General features: G+C 64.7%; 22 protein-coding genes and 1 riboswitch. Of the genes, 7 read left to right on the top strand and 15 right to left on the bottom strand.

All coding sequences use genetic code 11. The annotated features are described in order from the left end of the window. The first annotated feature begins 96 nt into the window (after positions 1–96). The 5 genes from ACUJB0_RS05630 to ACUJB0_RS05650 all read left to right on the top strand — a co-directional run bounded on the left by ACUJB0_RS05630 (position 97) and on the right by ACUJB0_RS05650 (position 7,794). Complete coding sequence (locus tag ACUJB0_RS05630; protein ID WP_444844370.1) at positions 97–1,686, top strand: ShlB/FhaC/HecB family hemolysin secretion/activation protein; 1,590 nt, start codon at positions 97–99, stop codon at positions 1,684–1,686. 28 nt (positions 1,687–1,714) lie between these two features. Then, positions 1,715–2,581, top strand: a complete 867-nt coding sequence (locus ACUJB0_RS05635) for a FecR family protein (RefSeq protein ID WP_444844371.1) — start codon at positions 1,715–1,717, stop codon at positions 2,579–2,581. Positions 2,582–2,658: 77 nt separating this feature from the next. Next, on the top strand, positions 2,659–4,983 hold the full coding sequence (locus ACUJB0_RS05640; protein WP_444844372.1) for a heavy metal translocating P-type ATPase: 2,325 nt from the start codon (positions 2,659–2,661) through the stop codon (positions 4,981–4,983). Next, on the top strand, positions 4,980–5,366 hold the full coding sequence (gene cueR, locus ACUJB0_RS05645; RefSeq protein ID WP_444844373.1) for a Cu(I)-responsive transcriptional regulator: 387 nt from the start codon (positions 4,980–4,982) through the stop codon (positions 5,364–5,366). Before ACUJB0_RS05640 ends, cueR begins: the two co-directional genes overlap by 4 nt. A 1-nt stretch (position 5,367) precedes the next feature. Next, positions 5,368–5,587, top strand: a riboswitch (cobalamin riboswitch). A 170-nt stretch (positions 5,588–5,757) separates the two neighbouring features. Further along, positions 5,758–7,794 (top strand): TonB-dependent receptor, encoded by a 2,037-nt coding sequence (locus tag ACUJB0_RS05650; protein ID WP_444844374.1) that lies wholly within the window; start codon positions 5,758–5,760, stop codon positions 7,792–7,794. Here ACUJB0_RS05650 and ACUJB0_RS05655 read toward each other — a convergent pair. Continuing rightward, complete coding sequence (locus ACUJB0_RS05655; protein ID WP_161092838.1) at positions 7,784–8,548, bottom strand: sulfite exporter TauE/SafE family protein; 765 nt, start codon at positions 8,546–8,548, stop codon at positions 7,784–7,786. The two genes, ACUJB0_RS05650 and ACUJB0_RS05655, sit on opposite strands and share 11 nt — an antisense overlap. 97 nt (positions 8,549–8,645) lie before the next feature. Between ACUJB0_RS05655 and ACUJB0_RS05660 the strand changes: the two genes are divergently transcribed. Further along, positions 8,646–9,368 (top strand): glutathione S-transferase, encoded by a 723-nt coding sequence (locus ACUJB0_RS05660; RefSeq protein ID WP_444844375.1) that lies wholly within the window; start codon positions 8,646–8,648, stop codon positions 9,366–9,368. Here the strand turns inward: ACUJB0_RS05660 and ACUJB0_RS05665 are convergent, their stop codons facing one another. The 4 genes from ACUJB0_RS05665 to ACUJB0_RS05680 form a co-directional block, all read right to left on the bottom strand. Further along, complete coding sequence (locus ACUJB0_RS05665) at positions 9,369–9,569, bottom strand: heavy-metal-associated domain-containing protein (RefSeq protein WP_444844376.1); 201 nt, start codon at positions 9,567–9,569, stop codon at positions 9,369–9,371. A gap of 66 nt (positions 9,570–9,635) precedes the next feature. Next, on the bottom strand, positions 9,636–10,943 hold the full coding sequence (locus ACUJB0_RS05670) for a type II toxin-antitoxin system HipA family toxin (RefSeq protein WP_444844377.1): 1,308 nt from the start codon (positions 10,941–10,943) through the stop codon (positions 9,636–9,638). Then, on the bottom strand, positions 10,940–11,227 hold the full coding sequence (locus ACUJB0_RS05675; protein WP_117014932.1) for a helix-turn-helix domain-containing protein: 288 nt from the start codon (positions 11,225–11,227) through the stop codon (positions 10,940–10,942). The genes ACUJB0_RS05670 and ACUJB0_RS05675 overlap by 4 nt, the downstream gene beginning before the upstream one ends. 69 nt (positions 11,228–11,296) lie before the next feature. Then, complete coding sequence (locus ACUJB0_RS05680) at positions 11,297–11,581, bottom strand: type II toxin-antitoxin system HicB family antitoxin (protein ID WP_444844378.1); 285 nt, start codon at positions 11,579–11,581, stop codon at positions 11,297–11,299. 273 nt (positions 11,582–11,854) lie between these two features. On the opposite strand from ACUJB0_RS05680, the gene ACUJB0_RS05685 reads away from it, so the two are divergent. Further along, positions 11,855–12,487 carry a CCXG family PEP-CTERM protein gene (locus tag ACUJB0_RS05685; protein WP_444844379.1) on the top strand — a complete coding sequence of 211 codons (633 nt, stop codon included), beginning with the start codon at positions 11,855–11,857 and terminating at the stop codon, positions 12,485–12,487. 68 nt (positions 12,488–12,555) lie between these two features. Here ACUJB0_RS05685 and ACUJB0_RS05690 read toward each other — a convergent pair whose 3' ends face one another. The 10 genes from ACUJB0_RS05690 to ACUJB0_RS05735 form a co-directional block, all read right to left on the bottom strand. Beyond that, positions 12,556–14,397 carry a PhoH family protein gene (locus ACUJB0_RS05690; RefSeq protein WP_444844380.1) on the bottom strand — a complete coding sequence of 614 codons (1,842 nt, stop codon included), beginning with the start codon at positions 14,395–14,397 and terminating at the stop codon, positions 12,556–12,558. Positions 14,398–14,670: 273 nt separating this feature from the next. Next, positions 14,671–15,135 (bottom strand): peroxiredoxin, encoded by a 465-nt coding sequence (locus ACUJB0_RS05695; RefSeq protein ID WP_373924966.1) that lies wholly within the window; start codon positions 15,133–15,135, stop codon positions 14,671–14,673. A 24-nt stretch (positions 15,136–15,159) separates the two neighbouring features. Next, positions 15,160–16,104: a polysaccharide deacetylase family protein gene (locus ACUJB0_RS05700; RefSeq protein WP_444844952.1), complete on the bottom strand. Its 945-nt coding sequence runs from the start codon at positions 16,102–16,104 to the stop codon at positions 15,160–15,162. A gap of 36 nt (positions 16,105–16,140) precedes the next feature. Then, entirely contained in the window at positions 16,141–17,193 is a 1,053-nt protein-coding gene (locus ACUJB0_RS05705) for a bifunctional UDP-4-keto-pentose/UDP-xylose synthase (RefSeq protein WP_161086905.1), read from the bottom strand. 22 nt (positions 17,194–17,215) lie between these two features. Beyond that, on the bottom strand, positions 17,216–18,160 hold the full coding sequence (locus tag ACUJB0_RS05710; protein WP_444844381.1) for a formyltransferase: 945 nt from the start codon (positions 18,158–18,160) through the stop codon (positions 17,216–17,218). Further along, entirely contained in the window at positions 18,153–19,148 is a 996-nt protein-coding gene (locus ACUJB0_RS05715; protein WP_444844382.1) for a glycosyltransferase, read from the bottom strand. Before ACUJB0_RS05715 ends, ACUJB0_RS05710 begins: the two co-directional genes overlap by 8 nt. 11 nt (positions 19,149–19,159) lie before the next feature. After that, on the bottom strand, positions 19,160–20,299 hold the full coding sequence (locus ACUJB0_RS05720) for a DegT/DnrJ/EryC1/StrS family aminotransferase (protein WP_161086902.1): 1,140 nt from the start codon (positions 20,297–20,299) through the stop codon (positions 19,160–19,162). Between the two features lie 52 nt (positions 20,300–20,351). Continuing rightward, positions 20,352–20,723 carry an SMR family transporter gene (locus ACUJB0_RS05725; RefSeq protein WP_161096086.1) on the bottom strand — a complete coding sequence of 124 codons (372 nt, stop codon included), beginning with the start codon at positions 20,721–20,723 and terminating at the stop codon, positions 20,352–20,354. Between the two features lie 28 nt (positions 20,724–20,751). After that, complete coding sequence (locus ACUJB0_RS05730; protein ID WP_444844383.1) at positions 20,752–22,413, bottom strand: glycosyltransferase family 39 protein; 1,662 nt, start codon at positions 22,411–22,413, stop codon at positions 20,752–20,754. Then, the gene (locus ACUJB0_RS05735) at positions 22,413–22,805 is read right to left on the bottom strand and encodes an Mth938-like domain-containing protein (RefSeq protein WP_444844384.1); all 393 of its coding nucleotides are present in this window, start codon (positions 22,803–22,805) and stop codon (positions 22,413–22,415) included. Before ACUJB0_RS05735 ends, ACUJB0_RS05730 begins: the two co-directional genes overlap by 1 nt. Between the last annotated feature and the right edge of the window lie 98 nt (positions 22,806–22,903).

Genomic DNA, 22,903 nt, shown 5'->3' on the forward strand with positions numbered 1-22,903 from the left:
TGCTAGCATCGGAAGAGCGTTTGCGGAGTCCGCCGGCGTTGACGAGAGGTTTTCAAAGTTGAAAAAATACACGCGACAAAAACTACGAGCGACCCCATGAGAAATAGCTTAACCCGCTTGCTGGCAGGTTCTCTTTTAAGCGCCGCTGTGGCGTCGGCCTGGGCCGCGGACCAGCCGCCCGCCGAGGGCACCCCCATCCGTTTCGAGATCGCCCGTTTCGAAGTCAAGGGCAACACCTTGCTGCCGCAGGCGCAGGTCGACGCGCTGCTGGCCAAGTTCACCGGCAAGGAGCGCGACTTCGGCGACGTGCAGCGCGCGCTGGAGGCGCTGGAGGCCGTGTATCACCAGCGCGGCTACAACGTGGTGACGATCGAGCTGCCGGAGCAGGAACTCAACCGGGGAGTGGTGCAGCTGCGCGTGGTGGAGACGCGCATCGGCCGCATCCAGGTCAAGAATAATCGCTACTTCGACGAAAACAACATCCGTCACAGCCTGCCCGCCCTGCAGGAGGGCCGCACGCCGGACCTGAAGGCGGTCTCGGCCAACCTGAAGCAGGGCAACGAGAGCCCCGCCAAGGAAGTCACGCTGAAGCTGCAAAGCGGCGAGCTGGACGACGAGGTTGACGCCATCCTGGACGTCAAGGACCAGACCCCGTGGAAGGGCATGGTCAACATCGACAACACCGGCACCCAGCAGACCGGCAAGACCCATGTCGGCTTCATCCTGCAGAATGCCAACCTGTTCAACCGCGACCACCTGGCCTCGCTGCAGTACACCACCTCGGCCGAGGAACCGGGCCGCGTCAAGGTGTACGGCGCCGGCTACCATATTCCGCTGTACGCGCTGGGCGATTCGCTGGACTTCTTCGCCAGCTATTCCAACGTCGATTCCGGCACCGTGTCGGCCGGCGCGGTCAACCTGGCCGTCAGCGGCAAGGGCGCGGTGTACGGCGCGCGCTACAACCAGAGCCTGGCCAAGCGCGGCGAACTCGAAGCCAAACTCAGCTACGGTGTCGACTACAAGGCCTTCAAGAACAGCGTGCAGCTGTTGGGCCAGGAACTGGGCAACGACGTCACCGTGCATCCGCTCAGCGTGAGCTACCAGGCCACGCTGCCGCTCAAGCAGGGCGAGGTCAGCGGCCAGCTGACGCTGCTGCGCAATGTCTCCGGCGGGTCCAAGGGTGACCAGCACGCGTTTACGCTGGCGCGCGACGGCGCCAAGGCCGACTACACCATGCTGCGCCTGGCCGGCAGCGTGACCCGGGCGCTGGCCAACGACTGGCAACTGCGCGCCATCGTCAACGGCCAGTACACCACCGACGCGCTGATCCCCGGCGAGCAGTTCGGCGCCGGCGGCGCGACCTCGGTGCGCGGCTTCATCGAGCGCGAGATTTCCAACGACTCCGGCCTGGGCGTCAACCTCGAGGCCTACACGCCCAACGTCTGCAGTCACGCGGGCTGGAACTGCCGCCTGCTGGGCTTTTATGACGCGGCCTACGTCAAGCGCAACCATGCGCTGCCGGGCGAACTGACCAGCACCAGCATCGCCAGCGCCGGCGTCGGCGCGCGCTTCGTGCTGTCGACCTACGCCAACCTGCAACTCGATTTCGGCCACGTGGTCCGCGCCGGCAACACCGGCCGCGACAACGCCAGCCGCCTGCACCTGCGCCTGGGACTGGCGTACTGAGCGTCCCTTGAATGTATTGGAAATGAATATGTCACAGCCTAAAAACTCTCTCGTGGTCCGGGCCTTGCTCAAGGGCCTGCTGTTGCTGGCGTTGTGCGGCGCGGCGGGCGCCGGCTGGGCCGCGCAAGTGGTGGGCACGGTGGTCCAGCTGAGCGGGCCGCTGCTGTCCAAGAAGGCCGATGGCGTGGTGCGCATCCTGTCGATGCGTTCCGAGGTCGAGAGCGGCGACACGCTGGTGACCGAGAAGAACACCTATGCGCTGGTCAAGTTCATCGACAACAGCGAGATCACGCTCAAGCCGGCCACCACCTTCAAGGTCGAGAACTTCAGCTACGACGCCGGCAAGCCCGAGGCCGACAACGCCTCGTTCAGCCTGGTCAAGGGCGGGCTGCGCTCGGTCACCGGCCTGCTGGGCAAGCGCAACAAGGAAAAGTTCGCCATGAAGACGCCGAGCGCCACCATCGGCATCCGCGGCACCACCTTCATCGCCGACCTGGTCGAGCCGAGCGAGCAGGCGGTCGCGGCACGCCTGGCCTACAACCTGGCCAGCACCGCCGCGCTGGATCCGCTGGCCGCGCCGGTGCAGCCGCTGATGCTGGCGCAAGCGGTGCCGCAGTCGCCGTCGTCGCCGCTGCCGTCGCCGCCGGGGCTGATGGCGCCGGGCCTGTATGTGCACGTGATCGACGGCCTGATCCATGTGACCAACGCCGGGGGCGCCAGCAATTTCGCCGCCGGCCAGTTCGGTTACACGCCCAACTTCCAGCAGCCGCCGGTGATCCTGCCGGTCAATCCGGGCATCCAGTTCATGCCACCGCCGGCGTTCAACCAGAGCACGGCCCCGTCGGCGCGTAACACGGCCGGCAAGTCGAACGTCATCGACTGCGAAGTGCGCTGATCGCCGCAATTTGGACTTGACCTTCCCATCGTGGGATACTTGATGATGTCAGTATCGAGTATTCCACCGGGATCGCCATGTCTGCCTCCGCCTCACCTTCAAGTTTATCGATCAACATCGAGGGCATGACCTGCGCCTCCTGCGTGGGCCGCGTCGAACGCGTGCTGGCGGCGGTGCCGGGCGTGGACAAGGTCAGCGTCAACCTGGCCACCGAGTCGGCGCGGGTCGAGTCGTCGCAGCCGCTGGATTTCTCGCTGCTGGCGCAGGCGATCGACAAGGCCGGCTACCACGCCACGCCGGAACTGCCCCCATCCGCCCCTGCACCCGCGCCGCCCGCGCCGACGCTGGCCCATCCCACCGGCGGCCGCGCGGTGCTGCTGGCGGCCTTGCTGTCGCTGCCCTTGCTGCTGCCGATGCTGCTGGAACTGGCCGGCGTCCACTGGATGCTGGATGGCCGCGTGCAGATGCTGCTGGCGACGCCGGTGCAGTTCTGGCTCGGCGCGCGCTTCTATCGCGCCGGCTGGCTGGCGCTGCGCGCCCGCAGCGGCAATATGGACCTGCTGGTGGCGCTGGGCACCAGCGCCGCGTATGGCCTGAGCGTGTATCAATTGTTTGCGTCGGCGTCCGCCATGCCGCATCTGTATTTCGAAGCGTCGGCCGTGGTGATCACGCTGATCTTGCTGGGCAAATGGCTGGAGGCGCGGGCCAAGCGCCAGACCACGTCGGCCATCCGCGCCTTGCAGGTGCTGCGGCCCGAGTCCGCGCGCGTGCGGCGCGGCGAGCAGGATGTCGAAGTGCCGATCGCAGATGTGCGGCCGGGGGAGTTGGTGGTGGTGCGTCCCGGCGAGCGCGTGGCGGCGGACGGCGAGGTGGTGGAGGGCGCCAGTCATGTCGACGAGGCGCTCATCACCGGCGAAAGCCTGCCCGTGGCGCGCCATGCCGGCGACCGTGTGACCGGTGGCGCCATCAACGGCGAGGGCCTGCTGCTGGTGCGGGTGACGGCGGTGGGCGCGGAGAGCACGCTGGCGCGCATCATCCGGCTGGTGGAGGACGCGCAGGCGGCCAAGGCGCCGGTGCAGCATCTGGTGGACCGCGTCAGTGCGGTGTTCGTGCCGGTGGTGCTGGTGCTGGCGGCGCTGACCTTTGTGGCCTGGTGGCTGGCGACCGGCGACGCTGAGCGGGCCATCATCAACGCGGTGGCGGTGATGGTGATCGCCTGCCCGTGCGCGCTGGGCCTGGCGACACCGGCCGCCATCATGGCCGGCACCGGCGTGGCGGCGCGCTACGGAATACTGATCAAGGACGCGGAGGCGCTGGAGCTGGCGCACCGCATCACGACCGTGGCGTTCGACAAGACCGGCACGCTCACCGAAGGCAAGCCATCGCTGGCGGCGTTGGAGCCGGTTGGCATAACTGAAGAACGCCTGCTGCAACTGGCCGCCGCCATCCAGCGCGGCAGCGAGCACGCCTTGGCCCGCGCCGTGACCGACGCTGCCGCCGCACGCGCCATCGCGCCAGCCGTCGCCGCCGCACGTGCCGCCACGCCAGCCGCCCCCGGTGCCGCCGCAGCGCCCGAGGCCACGCATGCCGGCGCAGGCGAAGGCGCCATCGCCGCCATGCCGACCGCCGCCAACGTCACCGCCTTGCCCGGCCGCGGCGTCGCCGCCACCGTCGACGGCACGCGCCTGATCCTGGGCAGCACGCGGCTGATGCAGGAGGAGGGCGTCGCGCTGGATGCGTTGAGCGCCCGCGCCACCGCGCTGGAACAACAGGGCCTGACGATCTCCTGGCTGGCCGCCTCGAACGCGCCGCAGGCCGCGCAGCTACTCGGCCTGCTGGCCTTCGGCGACCGCGTCAAACCGCAAGCCCGCGCCGCGCTGCAAGCCCTGCGCGCCCTGCACATCCAGACCATCCTGCTCACCGGCGACAACCAGGGCAGCGCCGACGCCGTCGGCAAGGAACTGGGCATCGACCGCATCGTAGCCAACATGCTCCCCGCCGATAAAGCCAGCACCGTGGCCGGCCTGAAGACCGGCGACGCCTGCATCGCTATGGTCGGCGACGGCATCAACGACGCGCCCGCGCTGGCCGCCGCCGATGTCGGCATCGCCATGTCCAGCGGCACCGACGTCGCCATGCACGCCGCCGGCATCACGCTGATGCGCGGCGATCCCGCGCTGGTGGCCGCCGCCATCTCGATCTCGCGCCGCAGCTACAGCAAGATACGACAGAACCTGTTCTGGGCCTTCATCTACAACCTGGTGGGCATCCCGCTGGCCGCCTTCGGCCTGCTCAACCCCATGGTTGCCGGCGCCGCGATGGCGCTCAGCTCCGTCAGCGTGATCAGCAACGCCCTGCTGCTGCGCCGCTGGAAGCCCGACCACCTGAAAGGACAAGCATGAACATCGGACAAGCCGCAGCGGCCAGCGGCGTATCGACCAAGATGATCCGCTACTACGAAAGCATCGCCCTGATCCCGCCGGGGCGGCGCAGCGACGCCGGCTACCGCATCTACGGCGAGAACGACCTGCACGCGCTGCGCTTCGTCAAGCGCGGACGCTCGCTGGGCTTCTCGCTCGACCAGATCCGCGACCTGCTGTCGCTGTGGCAGAACAAGGAGCGCGCCAGCGCCGACGTCAAGACCATCGCCATGGGCCACGTGGCGGAACTGAACCAGCGCATCGCCGAACTGACCGAAATGCGCGACACCCTGCAGACGCTGGCCAGCTGCTGCCACGGCGATCATCGTCCCGATTGCCCCATTCTCCAATCGCTGGCCGATTAACGTATAATCGGCCCGTTTTGGTGCTCGCGCGTCTGTCCAGACGCGCAGTTAAACGGGAAACATGGAGCTGGCCACGCCAGCCAACATGTGCTGCCCCCGCAACGGTAAACAAGCGTCGTCGTTGACGACAAATCCGCCTCTTCAGACCACTGTGCAGCCGCATGGGAAGGTCAGGCGGTGTCGCTTGCCAGCCCGGATACCGGCCAGACAGGTGGAAATGCCCAGGCATTTCTGTTCAATCCGCTCACGGGGAGGTGAGGGGATTGCATCTGTTTCGATCTACATCTATGCATCTATTTTGCTCGCCACGGCTTTGCCGTCTGGCGGCCGTGCCTTGCGCACGCGCCGTTCGCTCACCCCTGTGCTCCGACTGTTCATTGAAGGAGCATCCATGATTTTGCTTTCGATAGCCGCGCTGGCGGCGACGGTTCCGGTAACGACCAACGGCGAACCTGTGATGGAGGCGGTGGAGGTGCGCGGCCACTATGACAACGGCGTCGGTACGACCAGCGCCGCCAGCCAGGGTTCGGTGACGGCGGCGCTGATCGCCAACCGTCCGGCGCTGCGGCCCGGCGAGCTGCTGGAGTTCGTGCCCGGCGTGATCGTCACGCAGCACAGCGGCGACGGCAAGGCCAACCAGTACTTCCTGCGCGGCTTCAACCTCGATCACGGCACCGACTTCGCCACCTTCGTCGACGGCATGCCGGTCAACATGCGCGCCCACGCGCACGGCCAGGGCTACACCGATCTGAATTTCCTGATGCCGGAGCTGGTCGACCGCATCAACTACAAAAAAGGCCCGTACTACGCGGACGAAGGCGACTTCGCCTCGGCCGGCGCGGCGCACATGGGATTGGCGAACAAGCTGAAAGAGAACACCGCCAGCATCACGGTCGGCGAGCACCAGTACTACCGCGCCAACCTGACCGGATCGACGCCGCTGGGCGAGGGCAACCTGGTCTACGGCGCGGAGCTGGGCCACAACAACGGCCCGTGGGTCAGCCCGGAGGCCTTCCACAAAAGCTTGGGCGTGCTGCGCTACAGCCAGGGCGGCAGCGACAACCAGTTCAGCGTGACCGGCATGGCCTACAAGGGCGGCTGGTACGCCAGCAACCAGATCCCGCTGCGCGCGGTGCAAAGCGGCGAGATCGGTTCGTACGGCGCGATCGACACCAGCGACGGCGGCATCACCTCGCGTTATAGCCTGTCCGCCACGTTGCGCCGCCGCGGCAGCGACACGCTGTTGCAGGCCAACGCCTACCTCGTGCAATCGAGCCTGGACCTGTACAACGACTTCACCTACTTCCTCGACGATCCGGTCAACGGCGACCAGTCGCGCCAGACCGAGAAGCGCCGCATGACGGGCTTCGACGTGGCGCAGACGTGGTTCGGCAAGTGGGGCGGGCTGGAAGTGAACAACAAGGTCGGCCTGCAGGGACGTTACGACTACATGTCGCCGCTGGCGCTGTACAGCACCGTCAAGCGCCGGATCACCGGCGTCATCACGGAGTCGAAGGTCAAGGAAGCCAATGCGGCGGTCTATTTCGAGAACACGGTGCAGTGGCGCGAGTGGCTGCGCACCACGGCCGGTTTGCGCCATGACCGCTACCACTTCGATGTGAGCAGCAATATCGCCGAGAACACGGGCAAGGTCAGCGACGGCATGACGTCGCCGAAGCTGGCGGTGGTGCTGGGGCCTTGGGCGAAGACGGAGTTCTTCATCAACTACGGCGAGGGCTTCCACAGCAACGACGCGCGCGGCACCACAGTACACCTGACGCCGAAAGAGCGCGAGCCTATCGATCCGGTCACGCCGCTGGTCAAGACGCGCGGCGCGGAACTGGGCGTGCGCACCGAGTTCGTGCCGGGCCTGCAAAGTTCGATGGCCTTGTGGAAGCTGCGCTCGGCCTCCGAGCTGGTGTTCTCCGGCGACGCGGGCGATACGGCGGCAAGCCGTGGCAGCTACCGTTCCGGCATCGAGTGGAACAACCACTACATCGCCGCACCGTGGCTGCTGTTCGATCTTGACCTGGCTTACTCGCGGGCGCACTACACCGAGCATGACGCGGCGGGCGATTACATCCCCGGCGCGGTCGGCAAGGTGGCCTCGTTCGGCGCCACCGTCACCGATCTCGGTCCGTGGTCCGGCGCGTTCCAGATGCGTTACTTCGGACCGCGTCCGCTGATCGAGGATAACAGCCAGCGTTCGGCGACGACCGCCATTGCGTATGCGCGGGTGGGGTACAAGATCGACCGGCGCTGGGCCGTGTCGCTGGACGCCTTCAACCTGTTCGACCGCAAGGCCAGCGACGTGGACTACTACTACGCCTCGCGCCTGCAGGGCGAGCCGGCCGAAGGCGTCAACGACATCCACTTCCATCCGGTGGAGCCGCGCACCTTCCGCCTGACGTTGAAGGCTACGTTCTGACGAACATCCACACGGTCAGCGCGGCGCCGACCAGCACCACGAAGCCGCGCATGACTTTTTCCGGCAGGCGGTGGATCAGCCATCCGCCGCACAAGCCGCCGGCGATGCCGCCCACGCACAGCGCCAGCGCGGCCGGCCAGCTGATCAAGCTGGAGGTGGCGAAGATCAGCGTGGCGGCGGCGTTCATCGCCATCGCCAGCACGTTCTTGGTGGCGGCCGCGGCGCGCACCTGCTGGCCGGCGATGGTCAATGCGGCCAGCATCAGGAAGCCGATGCCGCCGCCGAAGTAGCCGCCGTAGATGGCGATGCAGCTTTGCACCAGCATCAGCGTCCAAGGCGGCATGCTGCCCGCCGCGTGCAATGGCTTCTTGCGGAAGCTGCCCCACGCGAACACGCTGGTGGCGAACAGCACCAGCCAGGGCACCAGCCGTGCGAAGAAGGACGGCGGTGTATTCAACAGCAGGATAGCGCCGAAGATGCCGCCGATGGCGCTGATGATCAGCATCTGCTTGAATGTCAGCGGCCCGACGTCGCCCGCCAGTTTGCGGCCGGCGTAGGCGGAGGTGATCTGGCTCGGGAACAGCGCGATGGTGGAGGTCATGTTGGCGGCCAGTGGATTCAGGCCGGCCAGCAGCAGCGCGGGGAAGGTGATGAACGAGCCTCCGCCGGCCAGGGCGTTCTGCACGCCGGCCAGGAAACCGGCGGCGGCGACCATCAGGACAATCGGGAGTTCAAGTGGCGGGACTGGTGGCATGGGATCTGGGAAGTGGTCGGGTCAACAATCGATTATAACCGTGTACTGAATATCGTTCCGGGCGCTGCCCCGGCGTTGTCGGTGCTACCATCTTCGCATGACGACACCCTACCAACTTTATTATTGGGACGGCCTGCAGGGCCGCGGTGAATTCGTGCGCCTGGCGCTGGAGGAGGCGGCGGTGCCGTATGTGGACGTGGCGCGACAGAAGAAGGGCATGCCGGCGCTGCTGGCCAGCCTCGATGGCGGCCAGGTCGATCATCCTTCGTTCGCGCCGCCAGTGCTGCGCGCGGGCGAGCTGCTGATCGGGCAGACCGCCAATATCCTGATGTTCATCGGCGCCCGCCATGGCCTTGCGCCGCGCGCGGAGGCGGGGCGGCTGTGGACCAACCAGCTGCAATTGACTATCGCCGATATCGTCGGCGAGGTGCACGAGACCCATCATCCGATCTCGGTCGGCAAGTACTACGAGGACCAGAAGAAGGAGGCCAGGGCGCGCGCCAGGAGCTTCCGTGAGGAGCGCATACCGAAGTTCCTCGATTACTTCGAGGGCGTGGTGACGCGCAATCCGGGACGGGGAGGGTATGCGGTCGGCTCGCGGCTGACGTATGTGGACCTGTCGCTGTTCCAGCTGATCGAGGGTTTGCGGTATGCGTTTCCGAAGACGATGGCGCGGCTGGAGCCGTCCTATCCGGCGCTGATCGCCTTGCGCGACAAGGTGGCGGTGCGGCCCAACGTCGCCGCCTACGTCGCGTCGAAGCGGCGGATACCGTTCAATGAGGACGGCATCTTCCGCCGCTATCCGGAGCTGGACAAATAATCAGGCCGCGCCGGTGACGGGATAGCCCGCGTCGGCGATGGCTGATTTCAGCGGCGCCAATGGGGTGGCGCTGTCGATCTTGACGGTCTTGGAGGCCAGGTCGATCTCCACCTTCGCCGCCGCATCGACAGCCTGCACCGCCTTGGTCACGGCGCCCACGCAATGGCCGCAGCTCATGTTTTCCACTTGTAGTTGATACATCATCGCACTCCTTGAACAGTTTCGATGATCATACTGTAGGCCTTCCCGTCGTGGGAAGGTCAAGCGTTATCGCGCACCGCGGGCGAGCGGCAGCGTATCCAGGCGGTCCGCGATTTCAAGGCGCACGGCGTCCGGCATCTCCATTTCGTGCAGCGCCTTGGGCCAAAGGTCCTTGGCGCGGGCGACCGTTTGCGTGACGGCCGTCTTGACGATGCGCTCCGAGATGCCCGCCTGCCTGGCGATGGCGGCATAGGTGTCCAACGTTTCCTGCCGCTGCAACCGGTCGATGGCGACGTTGGTGGCGAAGCCCCGGAAACCGGCCAGCGCCGCGACGCAGACGATGTCGTAGGCCGGCGCAAGCTCTGGGCGGACGCCATCGCGATACAGCACGCTGAAGTTCTTCAGGTGCGCATCCGAATTCCCGATCAGTGTGTTGACGGCCTGCCGGATGAAGAACTGGCGGACATCCTCGATGCCGCGCGTGCCAAGGCGATCCAGCACCTGCACCAGCTTGACGAACTCCCTTACGCCGGAATACTTCTGGGCCGGCATGAGGGTGAGCAGCTGGCAGGCGTCCTCCATGTGCACCGCGCCGGCGGGACCGCGGTCGAAGCGCTCCACCGCCAGGAAGCGCGTGCCGGCGCCCAGCGCGGCCACCAGGTCCGGGTGGTCGTCCATTGTGCTCATGGGCGCTGGCCGGCATGCCGCGACATCGACTCCGGCCAGGCCGGCCAGCTGCATGCAGGCGTGCTCGTTCATCACCTGCGAGTCGTCGCCGGCCAGGGGCAGCTTGGCGATGAGGTCGGACGGCGTGCCCTTGACCGGCATGCGGTACCGCTTGCCGTCCCTGGCGTGGGACAGCGCCACCTTGTCCTGCACGCCGGACAGCGAGGCGGCCCCTTCGGCGGCCTGCTCGGGCACGCTGATCTCTAGATTGTCGGCGCCGCCGGTGACGCCGTAGGCGCGGGCCGCCGCCGTCAGGTTGTCGAGGTTGGCGGGCAGCACGGTCACGGCGCCCGGCAGGTCCTCGCCGGCGGCGGCCAGGATACCGAAGTCGTCCATGTCGCGGTCGCTCTTGCGCGTGGCGGCCAGGCGGCGGCGCAGGGCGCCCTCCGGCAGCAGGCCCGCGAAGAAGGGCGGCAGTTCGCCGCGTTCGCGGTACACCGCCGGGTCGAAATGGTTCTTCAGCGTCTCCCGCGTCACCTGCTCGGCGCCGGGCAGCGTCATCGACAGGGAGAGCGTGGCGCGCCGCGTATCGGCCTGGTATTGCTCAGTCGCGAGGAAGCGCGTCGCGCGGCCCGCCTCGCACAGCCAGCCCACGTGCCGGCCGCGTAGCCATACTTCCAGATAGCGGGGGACCAGCGCGTGGTTCAATTGAGCCCGCCCAGCAGCCGGTCGACCGTCGATGGAACGTCGTCCGGCCCGATGGCTTTGCCGGACAACAGCCGCGCGACCTCAGGCAGCAGATGCTTGGGGATCAGGACCAGGGTGGCATCCATCGCGCCGGCCAGCGCTTCGTAGGTGCTGAGGCGGGAATCCAGTTTCCCGCTCAGTACGTTGCTGACTTGAGGGACGTTCATTCCGCTGACATCCGCAAGGTTCTGCAGCGTTTTTCCCAATTGGATGCGGCGATGTTGTAGTTGCTCGAACACAGACATTTTATTCTTTCATGTAAATTATGGTGCTAATTTTACGTGAAAACATAAATGTCCGTGCGTTGCGTGTGCTCAATCCTCCGGCGGATCGTCCAGCTTGGCCAGGTCCAGGCTGACGAGCGCCCAGATGCCGCCGGCGTAGTCCGGCTCGCGCGACAGGTATTCCACTTCGGAGGGTTTGATTTCGAAGGCCTTGCCTTGCTCGACCAGTTGGCCGACGTGGCCGTAGATGGCCTTGGTGGCGTTGCTCATGGCCTTGTCCACCGTTTCGCCGGTGGTGACGCAGCCGGGAATGTCCGGCACGGTGACACCATACTTGGTGTTGCCTTTTTTTCGGATCAGGATAGGGATGTCCATGGTCTTGTCTCGGCGGTGGTCCGAAAGTCTGGCGAAATCAATGACTTGCAGTGTCTAGTGTCATACAGGTTGCTGCCGGTTTCAAGCACTTTCGTGGTTGACGCTGTCTTTATTGTGCACCGCATTAAAGATTGACATCGGAATTTTCTTACGATACCATTTAAATAATGCTTAGTTGCATTATAAATTCTTTTTTAGAAACATTTCTACCCGGCTCCCAACCCCTGCGCCAGGTTTGCATTTTTCCGTTAAAACCTCCGCACAGGGACCAGCATGAAATCCATCAAATTCGCCGCAGTTGCACTCGCTTTGGCCGCCATCGGCAATGCCAACGCCGCCGTCATCACTTTCCAGACCGGCAGTTCCGGCGCCGGCTCGCAGCTTAACGCGCAAGATTACCGCAGCGTGGTTGACGCCGCCGTTGTTGGCGGCAAGTCGACCCTCTTGAGCAGCTACGACAACGTATCGAATAACGCGGTGTTCGGCACCGGCAACTCGGACATCGCCTTCAAGTCCACCATCGATTTCGGCCTGAGCGCCGCCGGCACCTACTCGTTCCGCGCCGGTGTGGACTTCGGCCGAGGCGGCGCCGTGTTCCTGGACGGCCAGGCCGTCGCGGTGAACAGCAACGACATGTGGTGGAATTTCAACTACAACACCCCCAACGGCGCCTTCCTGATCGGCAGCCAGGCCCTGTCGGCCGGCAACCACACGCTGACCATCTACGGCCTGGAAGGCTGCTGCGATGGCGGCCAGCAGGTGCAGTACGCGGCTGGCAACGGCAATTTCCAGAGCTTCAGCGCCAACACGCTGGCGCCTGTGCCTGAACCGGAAACCTACGCCATGCTGCTGGGCGGCCTGGCGCTGGTCGGCGGCTACGCCCGTCGCCGCAACAACAAAGCCTGATAGCAAAAAGAAGCCCCGCCGGCATTGCTGCGGGCGGGGCTAACAGGTACGGGTTTATTCTACTACATTTACAGCACGTCGCTGGCGTGGTCCGCCAGGCGCGAGCGTTCGCCGCGCGCCAGGGTCACGTGACCGCTGTGCGACCATCCCTTGAAGCGATCCACCACATACGTCAGGCCGCTTGAACCCTCGGTCAGGTAAGGCGTGTCGATCTGCGCGATGTTACCCAGGCACAGGATCTTCGTGCCGGGACCGGCGCGCGTCACCAGCGTCTTGACCTGTTTCGGCGTCAAGTTCTGCGCTTCGTCGATGATCAGGAACTTGTTGACGAAGGTGCGGCCGCGCATGAAGTTGAGCGACTTGATCTTGATGCGCGAGCGGATCAGGTCCTGCGTCGCCGCACGGCCCCATTCGCCACCGTCCGAGTCGGACTTGTTGAGCACTTCCAGGTTGTCGTCGAACGCGCCCATCCATGGCGACATCTTCTCTTCTTCCGTACCAGGCAGGAAACCGATGTCCTCACCGACCGGCACCGTCACGCGGGTGACGATGATTTCGTTGTAGAGCTTGGTCTCCAGCACCTGCGCCAGGCCGGCGGCCAGGGCCAGCAGGGTCTTGCCGGTACCGGCCTGGCCCAGCAGGGTGACGAAGTCGCATTCCGGATTCATCAGCAAGTTCAAGGCGAAGTTCTGCTCGCGGTTGCGGGCGGTCACACCCCACACATTGTTCTTGTTGTGGCTGAAGTCGCGCAGGGTCTGCAGCACGGCGGTCTTGCCGTTGATCTGCTTGACCTGGCCATAGAACGGCGCTTCGCCATTCTTCGGCTCCAGGAAGATGAACTGGTTGACCAGCAGCGACGGCACGAACGGGCCGGTGACGCGGTAGAACGTCGCGCTCTGGCCGTTCTTGTTCTCCTGCCAGGATTCCAGGTCCTTGCCGTGCTTGGTCCAGAAATCGTCCGGCAGCTGGACGATGCCCGAGTACAGCAGGTCGGTATCTTCCATCACGTGGTCGTTGAAGTAGTCCTCGGCCGGCAGGCCCAGCGCGCGCGCCTTGATGCGCATGTTGATGTCCTTGGACACCAGCACCACCGGGCGGCCTTCCTGTTCCGCTTCCAGCGAGCGGACCACGGACAGGATCTGGTTGTCGGCCTTGCCGACCGGCAGGCCGACCGGCAGGTCCGCCGTTTGCAGGCGCGTCTGGAAGTACAGGCGGCCCTTGGCGTCCTTGTTGCCCAGCTTGGACAGCGGGATGCCGTTCTCGATGGCGTCGTCGTCGGTGTTGGAAACCAACGCGTCCAAAGTGCGCGACACCTGGCGGGCGTTGCGCGCCACCTCGGTCATGCCCTTCTTGTGGTTGTCCAGCTCTTCCAGCGTCATCATCGGCAGGTAGACGTCGTGCTCCTCGAAGCGGAACAGCGACGATGGATCGTGCATCAGCACGTTGGTGTCCAGCACGAACAGCTTGGTGGTGCCGGTCTGGTCGGCGTGACGGCTGGTCGAGGACTTGATCGCCACTTCATGCGGCTTGTGCTTGGCCGGATGCGGCGCCTCGGCGGTGATCGGCGTGACCTTGCTGCGTGCGGCCGGAGCCGGCTTGGCCTTGGCGGCCGGCTTGACCGCAGGGGGGGCAACCACGGCGGCAGGCGCAATGCCGGCGGCGGCGTTCTTCAATACAGCGGGCGCGGCCTTGAGTACGGCGGCCACGGCTTTTGACTTGGTGGTGGTTTTCGGGGTTTCTGCTTTGGCTTTTGCTACAGGCACTGCTTTGACAGGCGCCGCTTTCTTCGGCGCGGGCGCGACTTCAGCCACCGCTGCGATGGCGGGGACTGGGCGCGGCCCTGTCGCTTTGGGGTAATCTTTGGCCAGAAGTATAGTCGCTGGCTTACTAGGTAATTTTGGCAGTGGCATCAGGATCTCATTTGAAAAATATCTGGAGGAATCCGCCCATGGCGCAGCACGCTTCCTGGTCGTGGAAGCGTTGGGACCGTATGGGGTGGATGCTGGGTAAAACTGGGTTATAAGACTGCCGACGGGCGCTCATCATGCCCGGAGAAAGTACCGCGTGGTGGCCGGCTGGCCACCATGTAGGGTGGTGGTGTGAATTACAGTGATGACTCAAGGGCTGTTACGCATGGTTCTGCTACGGTTGAGCAACTCTGGAAGCCGCAACGCGTACAACAATCAGGCCTGACGCGCTACAAATTCCAGCACTTCATCGACGTGACCCGCTACTTTCACGCCTCTCCATTCTTTCACCAATTGCCCGGTAGCGTCAATCACAAACGTACTGCGTTCGATGCCACGCACCGTCTTGCCGTACATTTGCTTCATCTTCATGACGCCGAACTGCTGGCAGAGCGCCTCGTCGGGATCGGAAATGAGCTCGAAGGGCAGGCCCAGCTTGGTCTTGAAGCTCTCGTGCGAGCGCAGCGAATCGCGGCTGATGCCGTAGATTTCGGTGCCGGCCGCCTGGAACTGCTCGTACAGGTCGCGGAACGCCATGTTCTCGGTGGTGCAGCCCGGCGTGTTGTCCTTGGGGTAGAAGAACAGCACGGTATGGCGCGCCGGCCGGCCCGACAGCTGGAAGGTCTGGCCGCCGGTCATGGCGGCGGAAAAATCGGTCACTACGGAAGGGCTATCAGCCACAGGCTATCTCCTGAACGGTACGCATTAAGAACGGGCGGCGCCCTGCACAATCAGCTGGCCCGAGCGACCGGGCAGCTCGCCCCAGGTGATCGGGCAAACCGGCATGGTCTGGTGCCGGACCTTCTGATGGTAATCGGCCATCGACGCCAATGTGTAGCCTTGCGCCTTCCAGCCAGCCAATAACTGCTCGAATATGGGGGCGAGTTTTTGCCCTTCAAGTTCGGAGTGCAAAGTATATACGTGGTCGCGCGTGGCGCCGGCCGTCAGCTTCAGCAGGAAGGCGGCGATGTTGCCGGTGCCGATGACGACGCCGTCGATCTCGCGGCCCAGCAGCTCGTCCAGCGTCGGCAGCGTGGTCGGCAGCTGGATGTGGGACAGCACCTTGTCGCCGTCGGACAGGCGGTGCGGTCCGTCGGCCGGATTGGCCAGCGTGCCGTTCTCGTTGAGCACGCAGCGGCCATCGGACGCGTAGGCGTAACCGGCGGTGTCATGCTCGGCGAAGGCGGCGTTGTTCATCTGCCAGCCGGCCGCGCCGTGGGTGCGCGGCGCGGTGCCGAACACCTGCGTGAAACGGGCGGCGGCCTTGCGCATCATGGCGGTGGACCATTTGCCGTCGCGCTTGGCGACGTTGTCCTGCCACAGCACGTGGTCCCAGGTGTGGATGCCGCATTCGAAGCCGGCGTCGCGCACCGAGCGCAGCTGCTGCGCGCATTCCTTGCCGATGTCCGGGCCCGGCAGCAGGGTGCCGTACATCAGCGTCTTGAGGCCGTAATGCTCGACCACGGACGTGCGCGAGACTTTGCTGAAGAACCCCGGACGCAGCGCGCGGCGCAGCGCCCAGCCGGTGTGGTCCGGCCCCAGCGAAAACAGGAAAGTGGCCTGGGCGTTGTGCGCCTTCAGCATGCGCACCAGGTTCAGGGTGCCTTCACGGGTGCCGCGGTAGGTGTCGACATCGATCTTCAACACCATCAGCGGCGCTTGCGGTTGCAAAGTCTCGGTCAAATCTTAGTCCATCAGTTTTTGTGCTTCGGCCACCTGGCTGCGGTAGGCGTCGAAGATCTTCTTCAGCGCTTCAGCCATGGTGGTGGTCGGTTTCCAGCCCAGCTCTTCGCAGGTGTTGGTGATCTTCGGCACGCGGTTCTGCACGTCCTGGTAGCCCGCGCCGTAGTAGGCGCCCGAGGTGGTCTCGACGATCTTGACCTTGGCCGCGCCTTCGGCGTACTCGGGGTACTGCGGCGCCAGTTCCAGCATCATGCCGGCCAGCTCGCGGATCGAGTAGTTGTTGACCGGGTTGCCGATGTTGTAGATCTTGCCGGTGGCGGCGCCGTTCTTGTTCTCGATGATCTTCATCAGCGCGTCGATGCCGTCGTCGATGTCGGTGAACGCGCGTTTCTGCGCGCCGCCGTCCACCAGCGAGATGTTCTCGCCACGGACGATGTGGCCGAAGAACTGGGTCACCACGCGCGACGAGCCTTCTTTCGGCGTGTGGATGGAGTCGAGGCCGGCGCCGATCCAGTTGAACGGACGGAACAGGGTGAAGTTCAGGCCTTCCATGCCGTAGCCCCAGATCACGCGGTCCATCAGCTGCTTGGCGTTGGAGTAGATCCAGCGCGGCTTGTTGATCGGGCCGCAGATCAGTTCGGAGTTCTCCGGATCGAACTCTTCGTCGTGGCACATGCCGTACACTTCCGACGTCGACGGGAACACCAGGTGCTTGCCGTACTTGGCGGCCGAGCGCACGATAGGCAGGTTGGCTTCGAAGTCCAGCTCGAACACGCGCAGCGGCGCTTTCACATAGGTCGAAGGGGTCGCAATGGCGACCAAAGGCAGGATCACGTCGCACTTCTTGACGTGGTACTCGACCCATTCCTTGTTGATGGTGATGTCGCCTTCGAAGAAGTGCATGCGCGACTTGTACGCCTCATTCTCCAGGACGTCGGTGATACGGTCGGTGCTCATGTCCATGCCGTAGACATGCCAGTCGGTCGTTTCCAGGATGCGCTTCGACAGGTGATGGCCGATGAAGCCGTTGACGCCGAGGATGAGGACTTTTTTCATTTGATAGTTACCCAGGTAATGTTCATTGTCCGCCAGCGGACAGCTCCGCCAGGCGGGATCGCAACTGCTCGGCCGTCACGGGTATCCCGTCGGCCGTCAAGGCGGAAATCGTCAGCATGCGGCCATCGCCGCACACGCCAAAGATGCAATTATCCACTACTGTCAAGCCAGGTGGCAAACTTAGCGACACAACATTGCCGAAATTGCCAGACAATCGGGCCCGTTGCAGCACGTAGCGCACACCGCCGATATCGGTGAAGGCGCCGGGGTAGGGCGGCGCCACGGCGCGGTGCAGGTTGTAGACGTCCTGGGCCGGCAGCAGCCAGTTGATGCGGCCGTCCTCGGGCTTGCGGCCGCCGAAGTAGCCGCCCTTGCTCAGGTCGTTCTTGATGCGCGGCGCCGTGCCGTCCAGCAGCGACGGCAGCACCATCCACAGCGCCTGCTCGGCCGCCACGGTGACCTTGCCGAACACCTCGAAGGCGGTGTCGTCGGGCAGGATCGGCACTTCCATCTGCGAGACGATGTCGCCGGCGTCCGGCTTGACGGTCATCTCATGCAGCGTGGCGCCGGTGACGGTGGCGCCGTTCAGTACAGCCCAGTTGACCGGCGCGCGGCCGCGGAATTCCGGTAGAAGCGAGCCGTGCATGTTGAACGCGGGCGCCACCGCCAGCAGCTCGGCCGGCAGCATGTTGCGGTAGTAGAAGCTGAACATCAGGTCCGGCGCGATCTCCCGCACCTGCGCCAGCAGCTCGGGCGATTTGGCGTCGGCCGGCGTGATGTAGGGGATGCCCTCGGCCTGGCACAGCGAGATCACCGACTCGAACCAGATGTTCTCGTCGCTGCTGTCCTCGTGCGTGACCACCAGCGCGACGTCGACGCCGCCGGCCAGCAGGACCTTCAGGCAGCGTACGCCGACATTGTGGTAGCCGAAGACGACGGCGCGTTGACGCTTATTGGATTCACTCATGGCCTCGGCCTACGGTTCGTTTTTCCACACCGGCCGGTGCTTCAAGCGACTGGCCGGGCTTTTGTTCAAGGATCGTTTGCACGACGTAGCGCGGACGTGCGCGCACTTGCTGGAAGATGCGGCCCACGTACTCGCCCAGCAGGCCGATACCAAACAGGATAGTCCCCATGAAGAAGAAGGCGATCGCGAACAGCGTGAACAGGCCTTCCGCCTCGGCGCCCAGGAACAGGCGGCGCACCAGCAGCACCAGCACCAGCAGGCCGGAGGCGATCGACAGCAGGATGCCGAACATCGAGAAGAACTGCAGCGGCACCAGCGAGAAGCCGGTGACCAGGTCGAAGTTCAGGCGGATCAGGCTGTACAAGGAGTACTTCGATTCGCCGGCCGCGCGTTCCTCGTGCTCGACGACGATCTCGGTCGGCTTGCGGGCGAAGCGGTAGGCCAGCGCCGGCACGAAGGTGTTGACCTCGCCGCACTGGTTGACCAGGTCGATCACGTTGCGGCCGTAGGCGCGCAGCATATTGCCCTGGTCGGTGATCTTGATGTTGGTGATGCGCTCGCGCAGGTGGTTCATGGCCTTGGACGCGTAGGTGCGCCACGCCGAATCCTGGCGCTTGCGGCGGATCGAGCCGACGTAGTCGTAGCCTTCGCGGATCTTGGCCACCAGGTTGCCGATTTCCTCGGGCGGGTTCTGCAGGTCGGCGTCCAGCGTGATCATGATGTCGCCGCGCGAGGCTTCGAAGCCGGCCAGGATGGCCATGTGCTGGCCGTAGTTACCGTTGAACAGCACCACGCGGGTGACGTCGGGACGGTTGCGGAACTGCTCGGCCAGGATGGAGACCGAGTTGTCGCGGCTGCCGTCGTTGACGAACACGATCTCGTAGGTGGTGCCGAGCTTGTCGAGCGCCGGGTACAGGCGGTCGAACAAGGCTTGCAGTCCGGCCTGCTCGTTGTAGATCGGGATAACGACGGAAATTTCTGGCTTCATCAACGACACGCTCATTTGATCAGGATCGCTTTCACGGCTGCGACGGCACGGTCGACATCGGCCGTGGTCATGGCATAGAACATCGGCAAGGTCACCGTCAGGCGGCCGATTTTTTCCGACACGGGGAACATGCCCTCCTTGAAGCCGCGCTCGCGGTACATGGTGAACAGGTGGATGGGCGCGTAGTGGTAGCCGGTGCCGATGTTGAAGCGCTCCTGCATCGCGCGCATGAAGTCGGCGCGGGTGGTGGGGCCGTTATCGGGCAGCACGATCTGGAACAGGTGGTAATTGCTGGTCTCGAAGGCCTGCACCGGCAGCTGGGCGCCGGACTGCGCTTCGAATTCCGGGCCGAAGGCCTGGTAGTAGTGGCGCGCCAGGTTGCGGCGGTGCGCGGTGATGTTGTCGATGTTGGCGAACTGGCCCAGGCCGATGGCGGCCATGATGTCGCTCATGTTGTACTTGCCGCCGAGGACGTCGACATCGATGCCGTCGACGCCGCTGCGGGTCACGCCCTGCAGGCGGTACTTCTCGGCCAGCCTGGCTTCTTCCAGGTTGTTCAGCACCAGCGCGCCGCCTTCGCCGGTGGTGATGTTCTTGTTGGCCTGGAAGCTGAACGAGACGAAATCGCCGAACGAGCCGATGCGCTTGCCGTTCCACTCGGAGCCGAAGGCCTGGGCAGCATCCTCGATCACGCGCAGATTGTGCTTTTTGGCGATGGCGTACAGGCGGTCCATGTCGACCGGCAGGCCGGACAGATAGACCGGGATGATGGCCTTGGTGCGCGGGGTGATCGCGGCTTCGACCTTGTCCAGGTCGATGTTGCGGGTGACCGGGTCGATGTCGGCGAACACCGGCGTGGCGCCCACTTCGATGATGACGTTGGCCGTGGCGACCCAGGAGATCGAGGTGGTGATGACTTCGTCGCCGGCGCCGATGCCGGCGATGCGCAGCGCGATCTCCATCGTGCAGGTGCCGGAATTGAAGGTGCGCACAGGGCGGCCGCCGAAGTATTCGGACATCTGGGCTTCGAAGGCGGCCACTTTGGGGCCGCTGGTGATCCAGCCGGAACGCAGCACGTCGCTGACGGCGGCGATGGTTGCCTCATCGATGGTAGGTTTCGAAAAAGGCAAGAAAGGTAAGGCGGAGGTCATTGGGTGTCGCTCTCGTATTGATTTGGCTTATGGCCGCATTCTAAATTGTTCGTCAGGTCCGCGCCAGCAAGGCGACGCCAACCAGGATGATGCCGATGGCGACCAGGCGCTGCACCGTCAGCGCTTCGCCGAACAGGTACCAGGCGCCGATGGCGGTGACCACGTAGCCCAGCGACAGCATCGGGTAGGCGATCGACACGTCCACGCGGGACAGCGCGATGATCCACAGCACCACCGACAGCACGTAGCAGGTCAGGCCGCCGATGATGGGCAGCTGCGTCGCCACCTTGAGGCCGACTGAGAACAGGTTGCTCAGCGTCAGGTGGATTTCGCCAACGTTCTTGGCGCCGGCCTTGAGCAGCAGCTGGGCGATGGCGTTCAACAGCACGCCGAAAACGATAAAACTGAAAGTTGCGATATTCATGTGTTTTTTTATAAGTTATTTTTATGGATTACAGGTTGGCCACCACGACGCGGCGCGTATCCTCGGCCACCACGCGCATCGGCAGGCCGTCGTCCTTCAGGTCCTGGTACTTCTCCGGGCTGAGGATGGCCAGCGCCTTGACGCCTTGCTTGGTCTGCGCGTTCCACTGGACGACGAACTCGTCGACCGTCGGGATGGACAGCTCCGGCTGCTGGCGCAGGCCGAAGGTGAACTCATCCCAGTAATCGACCAGCACCACGGTGCGGCGCAGGTAGAAGGTCATCGACTGCTCGTAGGTGGTGACCGAATAGATCTTGGTGTCCGGCTTGAGCTCGGGCAGCATCTTCAGCGCCACGGCTTTGCCGGAGCGCATTTTGCCATACGGCTCGAAGCCGGCCAGGATCAGCTGGGTCGCGGCGAAGCCGGCCAAGGCCATGGTGAGCACGGTCAGGTCGCGGCGCAGGTGGCGCGCGTGCAGCAGCGCCAGCGCGCCGCCGGCCGCGGCCACGATGCCGGCCATCAGCACCCACGGCTGGTAGGCTTCCAGCAGCGCGGTTTCCTCGCGGTGGCGCACCGCCATGCTGACCATCTGCGGCACGGCGGCCACGCCGGCCACGCCGATCAGCACCAGCAGGCCGGCGGCGATCATGCGGCTGCTGCGCGAGGCGGTTTCCAGGTAGACGCCGATCAGCAGGGCCAGCGCCGGGAAGATCGGCAGGATATAGCCGGGCAGCTTGGAGCTGGAATAGCTGAAGAAGAAGAAAATAAACACGGCCCAGATCAAGAGCATCAGCTTGGGCTGGAACACACCGTTGCGCTCGCGGCGCACGGCGCCCCACAGGGCCTGCGGCAGCACGCCCAGCCACGGCACGATGCCCGGCACCAGCATCACGAAGAAGTAGTACCACGCGCCTTCGCGGTGGTGGGTCTTGAGGAAGAAGCGCTCCCAGTGCTCGTGCACGAAGAAGAAGTAGGGCTGCTCGGGATTGCGCTGGGCCACCAGCACGAACCATGGCGTGGCGACGGCGAAGAACAGCAGCAGGCCCTTGCCCAGGTGCAGGCGCTTCCAGATGGCGAGGTCGCCCGACAGCGCCGAGTACAGCACCAGTACCGCGCCCGGCAGCACCAGGCCGATCAGGCCCTTGGCCAGCACCGCCAGCGCCATGCCGGCCCAGCAGACCAGCATCCAGTTGCGGCGCGCGGCATCGGTGGCGCCGTCGCGCTGGGCCAGTACGACCGCGCACAGCACGATGGTCATCATGCCCGACAGGCTCATGTCGAGCGAATCGATCTGGCCGGAGGCCACCCAGAACAGGCTGGAGCCGAGCGCCAGCGCGGCGTAAAAGCCGGCGCGGGCGCCGAACACGCGGTTGCCGGCGTAGCCGGTCAGGATCACGCCGCCCAGGCCGCACAGGCCGGTCCACAGGCGCGCCTGCCATTCGCCCAGGCCGAACACGGCGAACGAGGCCGCGTTCATCCAGGTCTGCAGCGGCGGCTTTTCAAAGTACTTGATGCCGTTCAGGCGGGTGGTGATCCAGTCGCCGGTGGTGAACATTTCGCGCGCCATCTCGGCGTAGCGGCCCTCGTCGGGCGGCACCAGCGAGCGCACGCCCAACACATACAGCCAGACGATGATGAACGCGGCCAGCAGCGACCAGACGATTTTCTTGGAGTTGTACAGGTCGTTCATCAGGCGGTGGTGCCCTCGTTGTGGTCGATGATCAGAGCGAGCGTGACCTTGCGGCCTTCGCCCATCAGGATGTTGTAGGTGCGGCAGGCGGCCTGGCTGTCCATGCATTCGACGCCGATGCGGCGCATGGTCAGCGCGGCGGTCAGGCGTGGGTGGATGAAGCGCTGGCGGGCGCCGGTGCCCAGGATGACGACGTCCGGGCTGTCGGCGCCGATGATGTCGAAATGCTCTGCGGTAATAGCGTCGAAGCTGGGGGCATCCCAGGCGCGCGGCGGGACTTCCGGCAGCACGATCAGGCTGTAGTTGTAGCGTTGGGCGTTGATTTCGACCCCGGTTTCATCGTAACCGGTGACGGTCTGGTATTTCTGGGTATCGCTGGCGTGGAGCTTCATGACGGAAATCGCGGTTTTAGTCGGCAAAAGAAGCGCCATTGTAGCGTTTTTCCGGGGTGTTCCTGCGCTTTCCACTCCTTACAGGTTGATTAAATGGG

The organism is Duganella caerulea, assembly GCF_040362985.1.
In the GTDB taxonomy this organism is placed as follows: Bacteria; Pseudomonadota; Gammaproteobacteria; order Burkholderiales; family Burkholderiaceae_D; genus Rugamonas; species Rugamonas vulcania.